Genomic DNA, 17828 nt, shown 5'->3' with positions numbered 1-17828 from the left:
TCAGTTATACGCCGCGAAAGAGCCCCATGCAAGTCTGCTTTGATAAAATTCATAAAGCGACTGTTGTATTAAAATCAAACAGTTATTGCTGCACGGATAGCAGAGATAACGGTTTTAGAGTCAGGGTCCAAGCCACGCCAGATTCTGAAAGATTCCGCAGCCTGCTCCACTAACATACCTAGGCCATCAATGGACTTTTCTGCCCCTTGTTCAGTCGCCCAAACACAAAAAGCGGTTGGTTCTGCGGCATACATCATGTCGTAGCACCAAGCACCTTGTGCCAGTACATTTTCCGGAAGAGGGGGGATCTCACCTTGCAAACTAGCAGCAGTACCATTGATGATCAGATCAAAGCTTTGACCTGCAAGCTCATCATAACCACCACCTGATACGTTACCAAGATCCGTAACCAACCCAGCAAGCTCTTTGGCTTTAGAAGCGGTACGGTTTGCGATAACTAACAGCTCAGGCTTTTGCTCTAATACTGGCTGTAAAACGCCACGTACAGCACCACCAGCACCGAGAATAAGCACTTTTTTACCTTCAATCGTGCCGCCATTGTTGCGCATGATATCCCTCACCATGCCAACACCATCGGTGTTATCACCGCACAAGCGGCCTTGATCATCGCGGTACAAGGTATTGACCGCACCCGCCAGTTCAGCACGCGGACTTCTAACTTCAGCTAATGCCCAAGCTTCCTGTTTAAACGGAATAGTGATATTCAGACCACGGCCATCACCCGACAAGAAGTCAGAAACGTAACCTTCGAAGTTATCTTCAGGTACGCAGATCGCTTCATAGGTCAGATCCTGATCTGTACTCGATGCAAATGCAGCGTGGATTTGTGGCGATTTAGAGTGCTTAATCGGATTACCGAATACCGCGTAACGATCAGTCATAATTCGCCCTTACACTTCCAGCCAGTTGCGAGGCTTCAAATAACGCTCGTACAACACGGCTTCTTCTGTACCTTCATCAGGTTTCCAGTCATAGCCCCAACGCACTTCAGGCGGTAAAGACATCAAGATAGACTCAGTACGTCCACCGGATTGCAGACCAAATAGAGTGCCACGGTCAAACACTAGATTGAACTCGACATAACGGCCACGGCGATGCAATTGGAAGTCACGCTGACGCTCACCGTATTCACGGTCTTTGTTTTTCTCGATAATTGGCACATAAGCTTTAGTGTAAGCATTACCAATCGACTGCATCAGCCCGAAGCTATTATCGAAACCAAGCTCATTAAGATCATCGAAGAAAAGACCGCCTACACCACGAGGCTCATCACGATGCTTCAAGTAGAAGTATTCGTCACACCATTCTTTGAAGCGTGGATAAATGTCGTCACCAAATGGATCACAGGCTTCTTTAGCTGTCTGGTGCCAGAATTTACAATCTTCGTCGTTACCGTAATAAGGCGTCAGGTCAAAACCACCGCCAAACCACCATACAGGTTCTTCACCTTCTTTTTCCGCAATGAAGAAACGAACATTGGCATGGGAAGTTGGGATATAAGGATTATGTGGGTGAATAACCAATGACACACCCATCGCCTGAAAACTACGACCCGCTAATTCAGGTCGATGCGCTGTTGCAGAACCTGGCAACTTATCACCGAAAACGTGAGAGAAGTTCACACCACCTTTTTCGATAATTGCGCCCTTATCTAGGACACGAGTACGACCTCCGCCGCCTTCTTCTCGCTGCCACTCATCCTGATAAAATTTTCCTTTGCCATCAGCCTTTTCTAAGGCATCACAAATAGCATCTTGTAGCCCCAAAAGGTACTCTTTTACAGCGTCAATATTAGGTGCGGACATAGTACTCACTCACATATTTATTTAAGCGCGAATTAATTGATCAGATTTTAGATCTCGAATTTGAGTAGGCTGATCTAAACCTCCTAACTCACCCGGTAAAACATAAGCAAGCTTTTCACCGAAGTAAGTCTTCACTCTCAATATATCTCTTGCAGGATAATGCGCTGCCGGATTCGCCGAAGTCGAAACCAGGAAAGACCCGTAAGCTTCTGTTAACCTTTTCACCTGTAAGTGACTACTCACTCTTACAGCAACAGCGCTATGATTCCCTTTAATCCAAGCTGGAATTCGGTTCTTTTTATCTGGCAAAATCCAAGTGTATGGGCCCGGCCAGTTAGCAGTTACTTTGACATATTCATCATCGGTCAGATCTTCGAGTAAAAAATCGATTTGTGAGAGATTTCCAGCGATCAAAACCAGACCTTTATGCATAGGTCGACGCTTAATTTCTAAAAGATCTAAGACCGCCTGCTCATCAAACGGGTCACAACCTAAACCCCAAACTGCTTCAGTAGGATAAGCGATCACACCACCTTGACGAATTGCTCGAACAGACTGCTGAATATGCCACCAATCAGGCTTTAAATTACTACTCACCATTTACTCCTCAATGCCATATAACGAATCAACAGCGCATCACTACTTTTACTCAAGGTATCAATCAATAGTGATGAAAGGTTGATAGAAAGAGCCCCTTACAGGTTACAAAGCGGGGGAATTCCCTTTCATCTTGAAGGCATTTATCTTTGAGGGCTGAACACTAAATGTTCGACGCGGTCTTTGCAACTCTACCAAATTGCCTTTTAACATCGGATATAACCGTGTCCATCTTGGCTAATGATGCCCAAAAGCTCCAACTCCACTAGTATCGGGCCCAATTCAGCTATATCCATACCGGTCAGATAGCTCAGTTGGTCAATAGAGTTATATTCGTAGCCTAAATGCTTCAACAGTCGCTGCGTTTCAGGTGCAAAGTGGGATACATCCTTTTCAGAGTCACCTTCAATATGTTCAGCATTCTGTTCAGCCAGATAACCCAGCATAGGAGCTAGCTGTGAGGTTATATCTTCTGCTGATTCAACCAAGCAAGCACCTTCACGGATTAGCTGATGACACCCTTTACTCAAGGGGTTATTGATCGATCCGGGAATAGCAAAAACCTCACGCCCATGCTCCATCGCCATCCTCGCAGTGATTAATGAACCACTTTTAGGCGCGGCTTCCACCACTAAAATACCAGCGCTCATACCACTGATAATACGATTTCGACGTGGAAAGTGCGGTGCCAACGGTGGTGCTCCAGGAAACAACTCACTCAACCACACCCCTTGCTGCTCGAGGATCTGTTGGGCCAATATACGATTTCGTGCAGGGTACGGCCGATCTAAACCCGTACCAAATACCGCAACCGTCGGGCACTGTGCATTAACACTCGCCTGATGAGCCGCTGCATCAATACCCAAGGCTAAGCCTGAGTTCACGATCAAGCCATTTTGAGCCAAATAGCCGGCAAATTGATAAGCATGCTTCACACCACCGCTAGAAGCGCTACGACTGCCTACGATCCCTACTTGCGGAAGATTTAGTGCTGTTAGATTGCCTCGAGCAAATAGAATGGGAGGAGGGTCATAAATTTCACGTAGTAAAGCAGGATAATCAGCATCTGTGATAGCTAAGATATGGCAATCTTCAGCCGAAGCTTGCCAAGCCAGTGCCGAATCCAATTTCTGTAGTGCTGGAGAGGCACGTCCTTGTTGGATATCACTTAAAGCGGTAATTGTTTTTTGCTTGAGGTTAAGCCGATGCCAATCAGCTTCAGAAGAGCAGAGGAGCTTTTCAGGGGTCCATCCCTGATCCCAAAGCTTCTTAACTGAAGCTGCCCCTAAATCTGGTAGGGCAGCAACGGCGATCCAGTCCTTTAGATCAGCCGTCATATTTAATCCTTTATGGTTCTCGGATTACATCACCGATAGAAATTATATCTGTACTGCGCATGATCAAGCCATAACTCACTTTCTCAAACACTTTAAAGACCATCAATTCACCTGAGCGCTCCTGAGGAAGCGTTACCATTTCTTTAGTAATAGGATCTTTAATCAGTTCGCCACGACGATAAGTTGCAAAAACATGACCAGCTTCAATACCTTCTCGCAAACCACGATTGATAGCCACTACATTAAACTGACCGGCATCACGTACGCCACCTAGCACCGATAAGATTTTTCCTTCAACCTCAGCAGGCGCTGGCGCTGGATGGTATACAGACTGAATTCTTACTTCTTCTGTGGGTACCACACGATCCAGAATGCGCACTTCTTTATGGGATTTAATGATATCCAATGTGATCACATCGTCTTTACGTGCAGACACATTTGCATCAGCTATTTTCAAAGTTTCGTAACCAAGAAATTCTTCAGTGTCAGGATCAATATATTCATTAGCAGGGCGGTAAATACCTTGTCGACGCTGTTCAGTCACTAGCTGACCTCGCGCGTACATACGATCACCAGCACCGGCTAATATCCTCTCTTTGGGACCACCCAATACATAAGGCGCCTCTTTCAGAATATCTTCTGAGAGCACACGGTTATCATTTAAGAAGCTAATGATATCTCGTAGTGGGATAGCAGGAATCGGTTTAACCAGGGGTGATACACGTGCTCGTGGATAGATGCCACTATCACGTCTAACCCCTAAACGCGGCTTACCATTAACCCACGTTAGATAGATTACGTCACCAGGGTAAATTAGATGAGGATTATCAACCTGCGGGTTTACCCCCCATACTTCAGGCCATTTCCAAGGGCTTTGCAAAAAGCGACCCGAGATGTGCCACAACGTATCCCCTTTCACTACCACATATTCTTGCGGATGATCATTACGAAGTAGCAGAGAGTCCTTCCGGGTTTCAGCGTGAACAGAAGTCAGTGAAACCAACACCAGAGCGAACAAACCGCATAACAATTTTTTCATGTCCAGTTCCCTTATTACCTTCCAGCTTGTTAAGAAAAACAAGATGGTAAAGTAACGACAATGCATTGAGCGTTCTAATCAGTATAATAGGCAGATTAATATTTTTCGCTATTGATCTCGATATTATCTTTCGGCTAACAACCTGAATAATCGAGTTAAAATTTAAGATGCCTGTATATCATGTTGTTAACTTAGCATGACTTATAGAAGTATTCACAGCAATAGCACCCGATAACTTGTTGATACAGACGTAAATCATGGCAAAACTAACCATTCTTGAATACCCAGATCCACGCTTACGTACCATTGCTGAGCCCGTTGAAACAGTCGATGACGAAGTACGTGCTCAAATCGATGACATGTTCGAAACAATGTACGCAGCTCCAGGTATTGGTTTGGCAGCAACGCAGGTGAATATCCATAAACGTATCGTAACCATGGATATCTCTGACGACCAAAACGAGCCATTGGTTATGATCAACCCAGAATTCGAAATTCTGGATGAAGAGTTACACAAATATCAGGAAGGTTGCTTATCGGTTCCTGGCTTCTATGAAAATGTGAAACGCCCGCAAAAGGTTAAGCTTAAAGCACTCGACTACAACGGCGAACCTTATGAGATGGAAGCTGAAGGCCTCCTAGCTGTATGTATTCAACACGAACTAGATCACCTGAATGGCAAATTGTTTGTTGATTACATCTCTATGCTCAAGCGTAACCGCATCAAATCCAAACTAGAAAAGCTGCATAAATTGCAGGAAAAACACGCCTGATTATCACTAAAAAGCAATTCACAGGCTTGCTGGTTTAACTAGCAGGCCTGTTTTTATTTTGGAGCCTAGACCATGCCAGAGTCGCCACTGAAAATAGTTTTTGCCGGCACACCTGATTTTGCCGCATCCAGCTTACAAGCATTGCTTAGTTCTGAGCATGAAGTGATTGCTGTTTATACCCAGCCTGACAAGAAGGGTAAGCGTAAAAACCAGATGGCTCCACGCCCAGTAAAAGATCTTGCGGTTGAACATAACATCCCAGTATTTCAACCAACCACGCTCAAAACCGAAGAAGAACAGTTAGCACTTACAAACCTTAAAGCCGATATCATGGTTGTAGTTGCTTACGGCATGCTTCTCCCTAAAGCAATTCTTGAGACACCTCGTCTAGGTTGCATCAATGTTCACGGTTCGCTACTTCCACGCTGGCGTGGTGCAGCACCAGTAGAGCGCTCAATGCTTGCAGGGGATGCTGAAACAGGCGTCACTATCATGCAGATGGATGAAGGCTTAGACACTGGCGATATGCTCTACAAAGTCACTACGCCAATCGAGAACAACGACACTGCAGCAAGTGTATTCGAACGCTTAGCCGCTATTGGCTCTGAGGCCCTGGTTGAAACGCTTACACAGTTCCAACAGGAAACAGTGTCTCCAGAACCACAGGATGACAGCTTAGCCACCTACGCGAAGAAACTGCAAAAGACCGAAGGAGTTATAGACTGGAGTGCTTCCGCTGCAGATATCGATCTTAAGATTCGCACTCTAAGCCCACGTGTTGCAGTAACATTCAAGCTTGGGGAAGAGGTGGTGAAGCTTTTAGGATGCGAATTAGTTGAGCAAAGTGGTAACCCGGGTGAGATTTTGCCCTCTGACAAAAAGAGCATTGTTGTCGCATGCGGCGAAGGCGCTATTAAAATCAAACAGCTTCAGCTTCCGGGCAAAAAGCCAATGGACACTGCCGCTGTTCTAAACTCTAAACGAGAGCAGTTTAGTGCAGGCGTAGTTTTAGGTTAGACGTTTTAGGACTATTACCATGACCACCAATGTTCGGGCACTTGCAGCACAAATTCTAACCCCCTTACTTAAAAACAAGGGTTCTTTGAATACGCAATTTGCGACGATTGAACGTCGTTGTCCTGAGAAGGATCGCGGCCTTCTGCGTGAACTGTGCTACGGCACTATGCGTTACCACCCACAGCTGAATGCCATTATTAAACTGCTGCAAAACCGACCATTTAAGTTTCGAGATATCGATATTAAAGCCATTGTTCTGATCGGTTTATATCAGTTAAAACACACTCGCATCCCAGCTCATGCCGCGATTAGTGAAAGCGTTGAAGCGTGCAAAGAACTGGATAAGGCTTGGGCAGGGAAAGTTGTGAACGCCCTTTTGCGCCGGTTTCAACGCGAACAAGATGAACTCGAAGACTACCTAAAAGATGACGATTCATACCAGTTCAACCACCCTGAATGGATGATCGCCAAGCTGAAAAACAACTGGCCAGAGCACTGGCAAGAGATACTCACCGTCAACAACGAGCAAGCGCCGCTGACACTCCGCGTGAATCAACGCTCAACAGCCCGCGAAGATTACCTACAGCAACTGACCCCGATTATTGCCGCAGAAGCGACTCAATTCAGTGATCAGGGCATTAAGCTAGCGGAATCAATCAATATCGAAACCCTTCCGGGTTATAGCATCGGCGCATTTAGCGTGCAGGATGAAGCCGCACAGTTATCTGCGGACCTTCTCGATCTACGACCAGAACAACGCGTTCTGGATGCCTGTGCAGCACCCGGCGGTAAACTATGCCATATCCTTGAGCATGAGCCTAAGCTTGCTCAAGTCGACGCTGTAGAGCTCGAACAAAAGCGAATCAGCCGCGTTGAAGAAAACCTTAAACGTCTACGTTTAAAAGCCAACTTAAAGGTGGCAGACGCCGCAATCCAAACTTGGTGGGACGGTACAGAATACGACCGCATCTTATTAGATGCTCCTTGTTCTGCTACGGGTGTTATTCGCCGCAATCCGGATATAAAATACCTGCGCCAAGGCGAAGATATTCACGAAACAGCCAAACTTCAGCGCGCTATTTTGGATAATTGCTGGTCCATGCTGAAACCCGGCGGTAAGTTGCTTTATGCAACTTGTTCCATCTTCCCACAGGAAAATGGGCGATTGATTAAGCAGTTTGTAACCCAAACTGCGAATGCCAAGCATCTGCCAATTGAGGCAGAGTGGGGTATCGAACAAGAGTATGGTCGACAGCTGTTTCCGCAGTCTAACGGCCATGATGGTTTCTATTATGCACTGCTGGAAAAAACGGAGTAAGCTCAAGTAGCTATGTGTATTTCTGTCATTTCTGCAGCAGTTAAAGGCTGATCATGAAGATCATTATTCTAGGTGCCGGACAAGTGGGCGGCACTTTGGCTGAAAACCTAGCCAGTGAAGACAACGACATCACTATCGTTGATACAGACACTGGCCGTCTCAGAGAACTACAAGATCGTCTCGATATCCGTACGATCGAAGGTAAAGCATCCTATCCATCTGTACTCGACAGTGCCGGTGCCCAAGATGCCGATATGCTTATCGCCGTAACGAACTCTGATGAAGTCAACATGATCGCCTGTCAGGTAGGGCAAACGCTGTTCAACACACCGACGAAAATCGCCCGTGTCCGTGAACATGACTACCTGAACAAAAATCAGAAGATCTTTGGCGAAAAAGGCATCCCTATTGATGTCCGTATTAGCCCTGAATTACTGGTAACAAAGCACATAAAACGTCTAATCCAGCACCCAGGCGCTCTGCAGGTACTGGATTTCGCCGACGCTAAGGCTCAGCTTGTAGCCGTAAAAGCCTATTATGGCGGCCCACTTGTGGGTCGCGAGATCTCTTATCTTCGCGCTCACATGCCATCGGTGGATACCCGTGTAGCGGCGATTTTCCGCAGCGGTAGCCCTATTATCCCAGAAGGTAATACGGTTATCGAAGCAGACGATGAGGTATTCTTTATCGCCGCACGTAAAGATATTCGTGCTGTAATGAGCGAGCTGCGTCGTCTAGATCGCCCTTATAAGCGCATCATTATCGCAGGTGGCGGTAATATCGGCGCGCGATTAGCCGAATCGATCGAAGACGAGTTCCAAGTCAAAATCATCGAGCGAAACATTCGTCGCTGTAACCAGCTGGCGCGTTCGCTAGATAACACCATCGTCCTTCAAGGCAGTGCTTCCGACCGTGACCTTCTGATCGAAGAGAATATCGAAGATACCGACGTATTCTGCGCCCTGACCAACGATGACGAAGCGAACATCATGGCATCTATGCTGGCGAAGCGCCTGGGCGCACGTACGGTAATGACCCTGATTAACAACCCTGCCTATGTCGATCTAGTGCAAGGTGGTGCGATCGATATTGCGATATCCCCTCAGCAAACCACTATCGGTGCGCTACTGACCCATGTCCGTCGAGGTGATGTAGTAGCAGTACACTCGCTGCGTCGAGGCGCGGCAGAAGCACTGGAAGCGGTAGCTCATGGTGATAAGTCATCATCTAAAGTGGTCGGCAAAACCATTGAAGAGATCAATCTTCCTCCGGGTACAACCATCGGTGCCATCGTGCGTAACGACGAGGTATTGATCGCGCACGATGATGTTGTCGTTGAAAGTGGCGACCACGTGATCTTGTTCTTGGTTGATAAACGCCGAATCAACGAAGTGGAACGCCTGTTCCAAGTTGGCCTTACATTCTTCTAAGCGGAAGCAGCGCAGATGCATTACAAAGTTATCTTACGCATATTAGGCATACTGCTGATGATATTCAGCATCTCTATGCTGCCGCCGTTAGGTATCTCCTATCTCTATGATGATGGGGCAGAGTTAGCCTTTATCGCCGGATTTTTGATTACCCTGCTGACCGGTTTTTTCATCTGGATTCCGGTATATCGAGTGCGACAGGACTTACGAACCCGTGATGGTTTCTTAATTACCGTCCTTTTCTGGTCTGTACTGGGGCTTTTCGGAGCCTTCCCGTTTATGCTCACGGACAATCCGCACCTAACTTTTATCGATGCGCTATTTGAGTCCCTATCTGGCCTCACAACCACCGGTGCAACGGTAATTACCGGCATCGATGACCTGCCCAAATCAATCTTGTTTTATCGTCAGCAACTGCAATGGCTGGGCGGCATGGGTATCATCGTATTGGCCGTAGCGATCCTACCGATGCTAGGTATCGGTGGTATGCAGCTTTATCGTGCAGAAACACCAGGCCCCGTTAAAGATTCCAAACTTACACCACGAATCACTGAAACAGCCAAAGCTCTTTGGTATATCTACCTGTCACTGACCATCGCCTGCGCGGCTGGTTATTGGTTAGCTGGAATGGATCTATTCAATGCCATCGGTCATAGTTTCTCGACCGTTGCGATCGGTGGTTTCTCCACCCACGACGCCAGTATCGGCTACTACGATTCTGTAGCCATTGAGATGATCTGTATATTCTTTATGACCATCTCTGCAGTAAATTTCGGCCTACACTTTTTTGCTTGGCGACAACGCACCATTTCGCATTACATTCTAGATCCAGAATTTAAATTCTATTTAGTTACACTCCTAGCAATAACCGTTATCGCCATTGTTGCCTTGGTCGTAACCGAGACCTACGCGCCGGGCGAATCGATGCGTAAAGCACTGTTTATGGTGGTATCCATTGCAACCACGACCGGCTTTGCCACAGCAGACTTTGCGCACTGGCCAGTAATGCTACCGTTCTTGCTATTCGTGGCAGCCTTTGCCGGTGGTTGTGCGGGTTCTACCGGTGGTGGCATGAAAGTCATCCGTGTACTTCTGATCCTTAAGCAGGGCTACCGTGAAATCCAACGCTTGGTACATCCCAATGCGATTATTCCGGTAAAACTAGGTAAAAAACCGATCTCCGATAAAGTTCTAGAAGCTGTATGGGGCTTCTTCTCCGTCTACATGATCGTCTTTGTAGCCATGCTCATCGTATTGTTAGCGACTGGGCTTGATCAGGTAACTGCATGGTCAGCGGTAGGTGCGACATTAAACAACCTAGGCCCAGGCCTTGGCGATGTATCTGCACACTACGGCGACCTGAACGATCCAGCTAAATGGGTACTTTGCTTTGCCATGCTGCTCGGTCGTCTAGAGGTATTTACCTTGCTAGTACTATTCACACCTATTTTCTGGAAACGATAAAGCAGGCATCAGATCTGCGACGAACCTAATTTCGAGAGCCTAATCATGCGATATACAGTTTACCTATCCGGTGAGATTCACACCGACTGGCGAAACAAAATCAAAAAAGCCATCAACCAAAATGGCCTACCAATCGATGTACTTACTCCAAACACAGATCACGATTCCAGTGACGGTTGCGCTACTGAGATCCTAGGCCCAGAAAAGAAGAACTTCTGGACCGATCACAAATCAGCAAAAATGAACACTATGCGTCACATGACTGCGATCAAACGTGCTGACATCGTGATCGTTCGTTTCGGTGATAAATACCGTCAGTGGAACGCTGCATTTGATGCTGGTTTTGCCATCGCCAATGGTAAGTCTCTGATCGTTGAACACGCACCAGAATTGACACACCCACTAAAAGAAATCGACGCTTGCGCACATGCCGTGGCCGAGAATACAGAGCAAGTAATCGAAACGCTTAAATACCTTTGCTTGGATTACTAAGCGATACCACACCGGGGTAGAACCTATTTCTACCCCTTTTTCTTCAAAAATCCCCTTTATCCCACTTTTACAGCCACCGACTGTCTATTTTTTGTTGTATAATTGCCGGCTAATTTTTCGGGCTAATCTGGTGCTGTGCAGCTGCCATGACGGCAGAAACTCAACGGCACTTATGTAAAAGGTGAAACGCTGTGACTGACAAGGCGACCCCAGACGTAAGCACATTTCAGGGGCTGATCCTTGCTCTACAGGAATACTGGGCAGAGCAGGGCTGTGTAATCGTACAACCACTGGACATGGAGGTAGGTGCCGGCACCTTCCATCCTGCGACTTTCCTACGCGCAATTGGACCTGAGACTTGGCGCTCTGCATACGTGCAGCCTAGCCGTCGTCCAACGGATGGCCGTTACGGTGAAAACCCTAACCGTCTGCAGCACTACTACCAGTTCCAGGTTGTTCTTAAGCCATCTCCTGACAACATTCAGGAGCTATACCTAGGCTCTCTAGAGCGCATGGGTATCGATCTTGGCATTCACGACGTTCGCTTCGTAGAAGACAACTGGGAGTCTCCAACACTAGGCGCTTGGGGTCTTGGTTGGGAAGTATGGTTAAACGGCATGGAAGTAACTCAGTTTACTTACTTCCAGCAAGCAGGTGGTCTTGAATGTTACCCAGTGACTGGTGAGATTACTTACGGTCTTGAGCGTATTGCAATGTACCTACAGGGTGTAGACAGCGTTTACGACCTAACATGGGCAGTAAACCCTGACGGCTCTAAAGTGACTTACGGCGACGTATTCCACCAGAACGAAGTTGAGCAATCTACTTTCAACTTCGAGCATGCAAACGTTGAAGAACTATTCAAAACGTTCGACAACTGCGAAGCTGAGTGCAACAAGCTACTAAGCTTGGAAACGCCACTACCGCTTCCTGCATACGAGCAGGTACTTAAAGCGTCTCATACGTTCAACCTTTTGGATGCCCGTCATGCGATCTCTGTAACAGAGCGTCAGCGCTTTATCCTTCGTGTGCGCACACTAGCCCGTGAAGTCGCACACGCATACTTTAATGCCCGTAAAGAACTAGGTTTCCCACTGGCACCCGAAGCCCTACGCCAAGAAGTACTGGCTAACTGCGAGGAGAGCAAATAATGGCACAACATGATTTTCTCGTTGAGCTAGGTACCGAAGAGTTACCTCCAAAAGCACTTAAAACCCTTTCTGACGCTTTCACATCTGGCATTACTGCTGGCCTGAAAGAAGCAGGCGTTAACTTTGGCGATGTAAAAAGCTACGCATCTCCACGCCGCCTAGCTGTGTTGATCAGCACTCTAGACGACAAACAGGCTGACCGCGAAATCGAAAAACGCGGTCCTTCTGTAAAAGCGCCTGAAAAAGCGGTTGAAGGTTTTGCTCGTTCTTGCGGCGTGACAATCGATCAGCTTGAAAAGATCGATACCAACAAAGGTGAATACTACAACTTTAAGAACACAGAAGAGGGCAAAGCGACGTCTTCTCTGTTACCTGAACTTGTAGAAACATCACTAAACAAACTGCCGATCCCTAAGCGTATGCGCTGGGGTGCATCTCGTGTTGAATTCGTTCGCCCGGTTCACTGGCTAGTCATGCTATTCGGTGATGAAGTTGTAGATTGTGAAATTCTTGGTCTGACATCGGGTCGTAAGACTCGCGGCCACCGCTTCCACTACAACCAAGAGATCGAACTGATCGCACCATCTGAGTACGCTGATCGCCTAGAAAACCCAGGTATGGTAATCGCTGATTACGATATCCGTAAGACGATGATCAACGAGCAAGTTAAAGCAGAAGGCGAGAAGCTGAATGCAGTTGCTCAGATCGACGAAGATCTTCTTGATGAAGTTACAGCACTTAACGAATGGCCAGTCGCACTAACAGGCCGCTTTGAAGAGCGCTTCCTAGAAGTACCAGCGCAAGCGCTAATCTCTTCAATGAAAGAGCATCAGAAGTACTTCCACCACTTAGATGCAGATGGCAACCTTTTGCCTAACTTCACAACGATCTGCAACATCGTTTCTAAAGATCCTCTGCAGGTAATTGAAGGTAACGAAAAAGTAATTCGTCCACGTCTATCTGACGCTGCGTTCTTCTTCGAAACTGACAAAAAGACTACGCTGGAATCTCGTGTTGAGAAGCTAAAAACCATCGTATTCCAGAAAGACCTTGGCACGGTTTACGATAAAACTGCTCGCATTAGCGCGCTGTCTGGCAAAATCGCTGCAACTCTAAATCAGGATCAAGCGAAAGCTGAACGTGCTGGCCTACTGTGTAAAACCGACCTGCTTACAGACATGGTATACGAATTCACAGACCTACAAGGTTTGATGGGTTATCACTATGCGCTGAATGACGGTGAAGATCAGGATGTAGCACTAGCTCAAAACGAGCAGTACATGCCTCGCTTCGCAGGCGATGAGCTACCTCAGACTGCCCCTGGTATCGCTGTAGCCATTGCTGACCGTCTAGACACTCTGACAGGTCTGTTCGGTATCAATCAGCCTCCTACAGGCTCTAAGGACCCGTTCGCACTGCGTCGTGCAGCGCTAGGCGTACTGCGCATTATCGTAGAGCGTGAACTAGATCTGGATCTACGCGAGCTACTGACCATTGCGGCGAACAACCATAACGATCTACCAGCGCGCGAAGGCCTAGAAGACAAAGTTCTAGACTTCATGTTGGAGCGTTTCCGCGCATGGTACGAAGACGCAGATATCAACGCTGAAGTATTCCTATCAGTATTGGCGCTTAAACCAAGCCGCCCATTAGACTTCGATCGTCGCGTTAAAGCGGTTAACCACTTCCGCTCTTTAGCTGAAGCCGAAGCATTGGCTGCTGCTAACAAGCGTGTATCGAACATCCTGAGTAAGCAGGGCGTAACAGGCACGACTGAGGTTAACAACGCACTATTAACTGAAGCTGCCGAAAAAGCTCTTGCGGCAGATATCGAAGCTCAGAAAGCTGCTCTAGCGCCACTATTTGCAGAAGGTAAATATCAAGAAGCGCTTGAGTCACTCGCTGGCCTTCGCGCATCGACTGATGCCTTCTTCGAAGACGTTATGGTTATGGCTGATGACGAGGCTGTTAAGAACAACCGCCTGGCTCTTCTAAGCCAGTTACGCGCATTGTTCTTGGGTGTTGCTGATATATCTGTGCTTGGCTAATCGTCACATCTAAATATCTAATCTAAAGCCGGCCTTTGTGCCGGCTTTTTTGTTTCACGTGAAACATTCAACATCGGATACAACAAAAAAAACCATGCGCAGGGACTACGCATGGCAAAGAGTGTTTGTAAGTATAAGGAAGGGGGACTTACATAATGCTTAGAAGTAATAGCTTAGTGAAACATTAAAGTTATCGTACTCAGCTTCATTAGGATTAAACTGATTCAGCACGACCTCTTTAGGCGCGTCAAAGTCAGTATCATTTACACGTATGTACTCAGCCTTAACTGACCAGTTATTGTTAACTGCGTACTCAGCACCTACACCTAGTGATAGAGCCACTTCATCGTCCGACTTAGACTTAACAGGTGGTGCAAATGTGTAGCTATTGCGCGTATCAAGATCTACCCAAGTAGCACCCGCAATACCATAAACAGAGAACTTCTCGGTTAACTCAACTCCAGCTTTAAAGTTGATACCATAAGACGCTTCAAGCTCAAGCTCTGAACGCAACACACCGTTTAGGCTTGTTGTTTCAGCGGACTCGTCATTGTAAAAAACTTCCGCAGCAACGAACGCATCTTCTGATACTTTATGCTTGTAACCTAAGTGCAGACCCACAGAAACATCAGTTTCCTCAGCCAAGGTTACGATGCTAGCAGCATCTGGATCGCCAGTATTACGCTCAATACTATGACCAAGGGTCGTACTACCGATCTGACCACCCACATAAAAACCTTCACCAGCCGAAACCTGCGAACTTAAACCAATGACCACAAAACTAGCAGCAACCCCAAAACCTTTGACAAATTTACTCATTTCCAACTCCCTAAAATCGTTAAACCAATGCATAGATAAAAGACAGGCAAAGCATAAGGAACAACAGACAAAGAGATATCCCGAGCAAATAACAAAAACTTAAAACTTAAATCACAGAAATTAAGCAAATATCACAGACTGTGATAACTAACCCAAACGCCGTGATATTTGAGTGATAAATAAAAAATAGAATTAATTGAGAAGGCCGGGGTCATAACTACTCAATCTAAGCTCACGGCAAGAAAAATGGAAAATAAACGAATTCTGATCATTGAGGATCAAGAGGAAATAGCACTACTCCTCAAGCTTCATCTAACGGATCTCGGGTCACAGGTAACGCACTCAGCTAGCGGAACGGAAGGAATAAAGCTCGCCTTGAATGAAGAATGGGATCTTATGATATTGGATATACAGCTCCCAGGACCTTCGGGCTTAGAGATATGTCGTGAGGTCAGAAAGAACTGCGCTTATGTCCCGATACTATTACTGACTTCAAGATCAACTGAGCTTGATAGAGTACTCGGTCTAGACCTAGGCGCAGATGATTACATAACAAAGCCATTTAGCATCATGGAGCTAATAGCCCGCATAAAAGCGACATTTAGACGGGAAAATGCGCTGCGCACAAAAGTAGAAACAGACCCAGAGAGGTTGACCATAGGCCAGCTCGAAATAGACAACAAACAACACAAAGCTGCATTAGCCGGAAAGCCTCTAGAGCTAACTGCACGCGAATATCAACTACTCACCTTTTTTGCTCAACATCCTGGTCGAGTTTTCAAACGATCAGAACTGTTAGATAACGTTTGGGGCTATGGCCACGACGGATATGAGCACACAGTCAATTCTCATATCAACCGCCTAAGAGCCAAAATAGAATCCGACCCAAACAACCCAGAAATCATCGCCACTGTTTGGGGCGTAGGTTACAAATTAGAGAAGGAGGCTCTAAGCGCATGAGAGCCGCTCTAAGCACACCTAACCTCTCTAACCAATCATCATTCACATTAAGCAAGAAGATCGCCTCAGGGCTGATCACGGTGGTTATATGCTCTACTATAGCCACCCTACTAGCAACAGAATACTGGATGCAGCGTTACAGCGAAGAGGTGATGCAAAAACTTAACGCAAGCATCGCAATGTACATTCAGGACGCATATCAGCTAATCACAGAAGAAGAAGGACAGGTAAACGTAAAGGCATTTGAAGCACTCGCTCATCAAGCAATGATTGTTAACCCTATCGCCCAAGTCTACCTCCTAGATCCAAAAGGCAACGTGATTGCCCACTCAATACCAGAAGCCAGACAAGAACTAACGATCAAAGTTAACCTACAGCCAATAAAAGCGTTCCTAGCGCCTGATTCGAATTTACCTATATACGGCCAGGACCCCCTCAATCAAAACAGCCAGAAAGTATTCTCTGCAGCTAAGCTAACCGACAAGAATAACCAGCATATTGGTTATCTCTATGTCGTATTAGGAAGCAACCTATACAGCGACCTAGGAACAATGATCAAGCAAAGCTACAGCGCCGGCATGATCATCATAAGCATTCTATTCATCAGTTTTATCGCCATCGCTATAGGGATTTTAATTTTCAGCTTAACCTTAAAGCGCTTAAACAAACTAAGCCAAGAGTTGTGTCAGTTCACGCATAAACATGGCCCTAGTGATATAGAGTGCGACAATCTTACAACAACTCAAATTCATGGCGATGAGATAGAGATACTGAGCAATACATTTACCCAGATGTCAGAAAAGATCGACCGACAGATAAACTTACTGACCGAATCAGACAATCAACGCAGAGAACTTATTAGCAACGTCTCCCATGATTTGAGAACACCGCTAGCCTCTATACAAGGCTATCTTGAAACACTGATCATCAAGAATGATCTAACAGAAGAGGAGAAGAGCAATTACATAAAACAAGCTTCCTTAAGCGCTAACAGACTCGCACAGTTGATCTCTGAATTGTTCGAACTAGCCAAGCTCGAATCACCAACCACGCGCCTTAATACTGAGTCATTTTCGCTAACGGAATTGGTCTATGACACTGTCCAGGAATTTGCATTAGAACTGGATCAAAAAGAGATCAAATGGCAGATCAACACCCACACTAATATTTTGGTACAGGCGGATATCAGCTTGATGCAAAGAGTGTTCGAAAACCTTATTCGCAACGCCATAGCTTACACACCCCAGAAAGGGAAAATTGCATTCGAGTTTGAATCTTCAGAAGAAAACACAAACAGCGTAAAAGTAAAAATCATCGACAGTGGGGTAGGTATATCTGATGCCGATATGCCATTTATCTTTGAACGCTTCTACGCAAACCCAGATCGAAGCAGAAAAGGAACAGAATCAGCGGGTATTGGACTAGCAATAGTGAAGCGAATATTAGACCTTCACCAGACAGAAATCTGTGTAAAGAGCAAAAGGAATCAGGGCACCCAATTCGAATTTAAACTTCCTATTGCCTACTAATCACACTCGGTTATTTTGCTCTATTTCG

Annotated in this window: 16 protein-coding genes; 10 read left to right on the top strand and 6 right to left on the bottom strand. The window is 46.3% G+C overall.

The window, feature by feature from the left end; all coding sequences use genetic code 11:
- Nucleotides 1-74 precede the first annotated feature (74 nt).
- From aroE to ACMXYX_RS00145, 5 genes are all read right to left on the bottom strand, one after another.
- Nucleotides 75-902 carry a shikimate dehydrogenase gene (aroE, locus tag ACMXYX_RS00165; protein WP_415906351.1) on the bottom strand — a complete coding sequence of 276 codons (828 nt, stop codon included), beginning with the start codon at nt 900-902 and terminating at the stop codon, nt 75-77.
- 9 nt (nt 903-911) lie between these two features.
- Entirely contained in the window at nt 912-1826 is a 915-nt protein-coding gene (hemF, locus tag ACMXYX_RS00160) for an oxygen-dependent coproporphyrinogen oxidase (protein ID WP_415882987.1), read from the bottom strand.
- 21 nt (nt 1827-1847) lie between these two features.
- Nucleotides 1848-2423: an L-threonylcarbamoyladenylate synthase gene (locus ACMXYX_RS00155; RefSeq protein WP_415906350.1), complete on the bottom strand. Its 576-nt coding sequence runs from the start codon at nt 2421-2423 to the stop codon at nt 1848-1850.
- Between the two features lie 206 nt (nt 2424-2629).
- Nucleotides 2630-3760 carry a DNA-processing protein DprA gene (dprA, locus tag ACMXYX_RS00150; protein WP_415882985.1) on the bottom strand — a complete coding sequence of 377 codons (1131 nt, stop codon included), beginning with the start codon at nt 3758-3760 and terminating at the stop codon, nt 2630-2632.
- Nucleotides 3761-3770: 10 nt separating this feature from the next.
- Nucleotides 3771-4799: a LysM peptidoglycan-binding domain-containing protein gene (locus ACMXYX_RS00145; RefSeq protein ID WP_415882984.1), complete on the bottom strand. Its 1029-nt coding sequence runs from the start codon at nt 4797-4799 to the stop codon at nt 3771-3773.
- Nucleotides 4800-5056: 257 nt separating this feature from the next.
- On the opposite strand from ACMXYX_RS00145, the gene def reads away from it, so the two are divergent.
- The 8 genes from def (at nt 5057) to glyS (ending at nt 14492) form a co-directional block, all read left to right on the top strand.
- Nucleotides 5057-5572, top strand: a complete 516-nt coding sequence (gene def / locus ACMXYX_RS00140; RefSeq protein ID WP_415882983.1) for a peptide deformylase — start codon at nt 5057-5059, stop codon at nt 5570-5572.
- A 72-nt stretch (nt 5573-5644) separates the two neighbouring features.
- The gene (gene fmt / locus ACMXYX_RS00135; protein ID WP_415882982.1) at nt 5645-6589 is read left to right on the top strand and encodes a methionyl-tRNA formyltransferase; all 945 of its coding nucleotides are present in this window, start codon (nt 5645-5647) and stop codon (nt 6587-6589) included.
- Between the two features lie 19 nt (nt 6590-6608).
- Nucleotides 6609-7907 carry a 16S rRNA (cytosine(967)-C(5))-methyltransferase RsmB gene (gene rsmB / locus ACMXYX_RS00130; RefSeq protein ID WP_415882981.1) on the top strand — a complete coding sequence of 433 codons (1299 nt, stop codon included), beginning with the start codon at nt 6609-6611 and terminating at the stop codon, nt 7905-7907.
- 53 nt (nt 7908-7960) lie between these two features.
- On the top strand, nt 7961-9337 hold the full coding sequence (gene trkA, locus ACMXYX_RS00125; RefSeq protein ID WP_415882980.1) for a Trk system potassium transporter TrkA: 1377 nt from the start codon (nt 7961-7963) through the stop codon (nt 9335-9337).
- Nucleotides 9338-9352: 15 nt separating this feature from the next.
- Entirely contained in the window at nt 9353-10801 is a 1449-nt protein-coding gene (locus tag ACMXYX_RS00120) for a TrkH family potassium uptake protein (protein WP_415882979.1), read from the top strand.
- A 45-nt stretch (nt 10802-10846) separates the two neighbouring features.
- The gene (locus ACMXYX_RS00115; RefSeq protein ID WP_415906349.1) at nt 10847-11293 is read left to right on the top strand and encodes a YtoQ family protein; all 447 of its coding nucleotides are present in this window, start codon (nt 10847-10849) and stop codon (nt 11291-11293) included.
- 191 nt (nt 11294-11484) lie between these two features.
- The gene (glyQ, locus tag ACMXYX_RS00110) at nt 11485-12444 is read left to right on the top strand and encodes a glycine--tRNA ligase subunit alpha (protein WP_007021609.1); all 960 of its coding nucleotides are present in this window, start codon (nt 11485-11487) and stop codon (nt 12442-12444) included.
- A complete protein-coding gene (gene glyS / locus ACMXYX_RS00105; RefSeq protein WP_415906348.1) occupies nt 12444-14492 on the top strand; it encodes a glycine--tRNA ligase subunit beta in 2049 nt (682 codons plus the stop codon). Before glyQ ends, glyS begins: the two co-directional genes overlap by 1 nt.
- A 159-nt stretch (nt 14493-14651) precedes the next feature.
- Here the strand turns inward: glyS and ACMXYX_RS00100 are convergent, their stop codons facing one another.
- Nucleotides 14652-15311, bottom strand: a complete 660-nt coding sequence (locus ACMXYX_RS00100) for an outer membrane protein (RefSeq protein ID WP_415882976.1) — start codon at nt 15309-15311, stop codon at nt 14652-14654.
- 246 nt (nt 15312-15557) lie between these two features.
- Here ACMXYX_RS00100 and ACMXYX_RS00095 point away from each other — a divergent pair, with 246 nt between their 5' ends.
- Together ACMXYX_RS00095 and ACMXYX_RS00090 are read left to right on the top strand one after the other, a co-directional pair.
- Complete coding sequence (locus ACMXYX_RS00095; protein WP_415882975.1) at nt 15558-16271, top strand: winged helix-turn-helix domain-containing protein; 714 nt, start codon at nt 15558-15560, stop codon at nt 16269-16271.
- Nucleotides 16268-17800 (top strand): sensor histidine kinase, encoded by a 1533-nt coding sequence (locus ACMXYX_RS00090; RefSeq protein WP_415906347.1) that lies wholly within the window; start codon nt 16268-16270, stop codon nt 17798-17800. The genes ACMXYX_RS00095 and ACMXYX_RS00090 overlap by 4 nt, the downstream gene beginning before the upstream one ends.
- Nucleotides 17801-17828 lie beyond the last annotated feature (28 nt).

It is taken from the genome of Neptuniibacter sp. QD72_48, assembly GCF_047778065.1.
In the GTDB taxonomy this organism is placed as follows: Bacteria; Pseudomonadota; Gammaproteobacteria; order Pseudomonadales; family Balneatricaceae; genus Neptuniibacter.
Note: the sequence above shows the minus strand (reverse complement) of the source record. Positions and strands in the feature narration are given on the sequence as shown.

Bases quoted from the DNA above. Each gene is read 5' to 3' on its own strand.
- aroE (WP_415906351.1), bottom strand. From the start codon at position 902: ATGACTGATCGTTACGCGGTATTCGGTAATCCGATTAAGCACTCTAAA.
- hemF (WP_415882987.1), bottom strand. From the start codon at position 1,826: ATGTCCGCACCTAATATTGACGCTGTAAAAGAGTACCTTTTGGGGCTA.
- dprA (WP_415882985.1), bottom strand. From the start codon at position 3,760: ATGACGGCTGATCTAAAGGACTGGATCGCCGTTGCTGCCCTACCAGAT.
- ACMXYX_RS00145 (WP_415882984.1), bottom strand. From the start codon at position 4,799: ATGAAAAAATTGTTATGCGGTTTGTTCGCTCTGGTGTTGGTTTCACTG.
- def (WP_415882983.1), top strand. From the start codon at position 5,057: ATGGCAAAACTAACCATTCTTGAATACCCAGATCCACGCTTACGTACC.
- fmt (WP_415882982.1), top strand. From the start codon at position 5,645: ATGCCAGAGTCGCCACTGAAAATAGTTTTTGCCGGCACACCTGATTTT.
- rsmB (WP_415882981.1), top strand. From the start codon at position 6,609: ATGACCACCAATGTTCGGGCACTTGCAGCACAAATTCTAACCCCCTTA.
- trkA (WP_415882980.1), top strand. From the start codon at position 7,961: ATGAAGATCATTATTCTAGGTGCCGGACAAGTGGGCGGCACTTTGGCT.
- ACMXYX_RS00120 (WP_415882979.1), top strand. From the start codon at position 9,353: ATGCATTACAAAGTTATCTTACGCATATTAGGCATACTGCTGATGATA.
- ACMXYX_RS00115 (WP_415906349.1), top strand. From the start codon at position 10,847: ATGCGATATACAGTTTACCTATCCGGTGAGATTCACACCGACTGGCGA.
- glyS (WP_415906348.1), top strand. From the start codon at position 12,444: ATGGCACAACATGATTTTCTCGTTGAGCTAGGTACCGAAGAGTTACCT.
- ACMXYX_RS00100 (WP_415882976.1), bottom strand. From the start codon at position 15,311: ATGAGTAAATTTGTCAAAGGTTTTGGGGTTGCTGCTAGTTTTGTGGTC.
- ACMXYX_RS00095 (WP_415882975.1), top strand. From the start codon at position 15,558: ATGGAAAATAAACGAATTCTGATCATTGAGGATCAAGAGGAAATAGCA.
- ACMXYX_RS00090 (WP_415906347.1), top strand. From the start codon at position 16,268: ATGAGAGCCGCTCTAAGCACACCTAACCTCTCTAACCAATCATCATTC.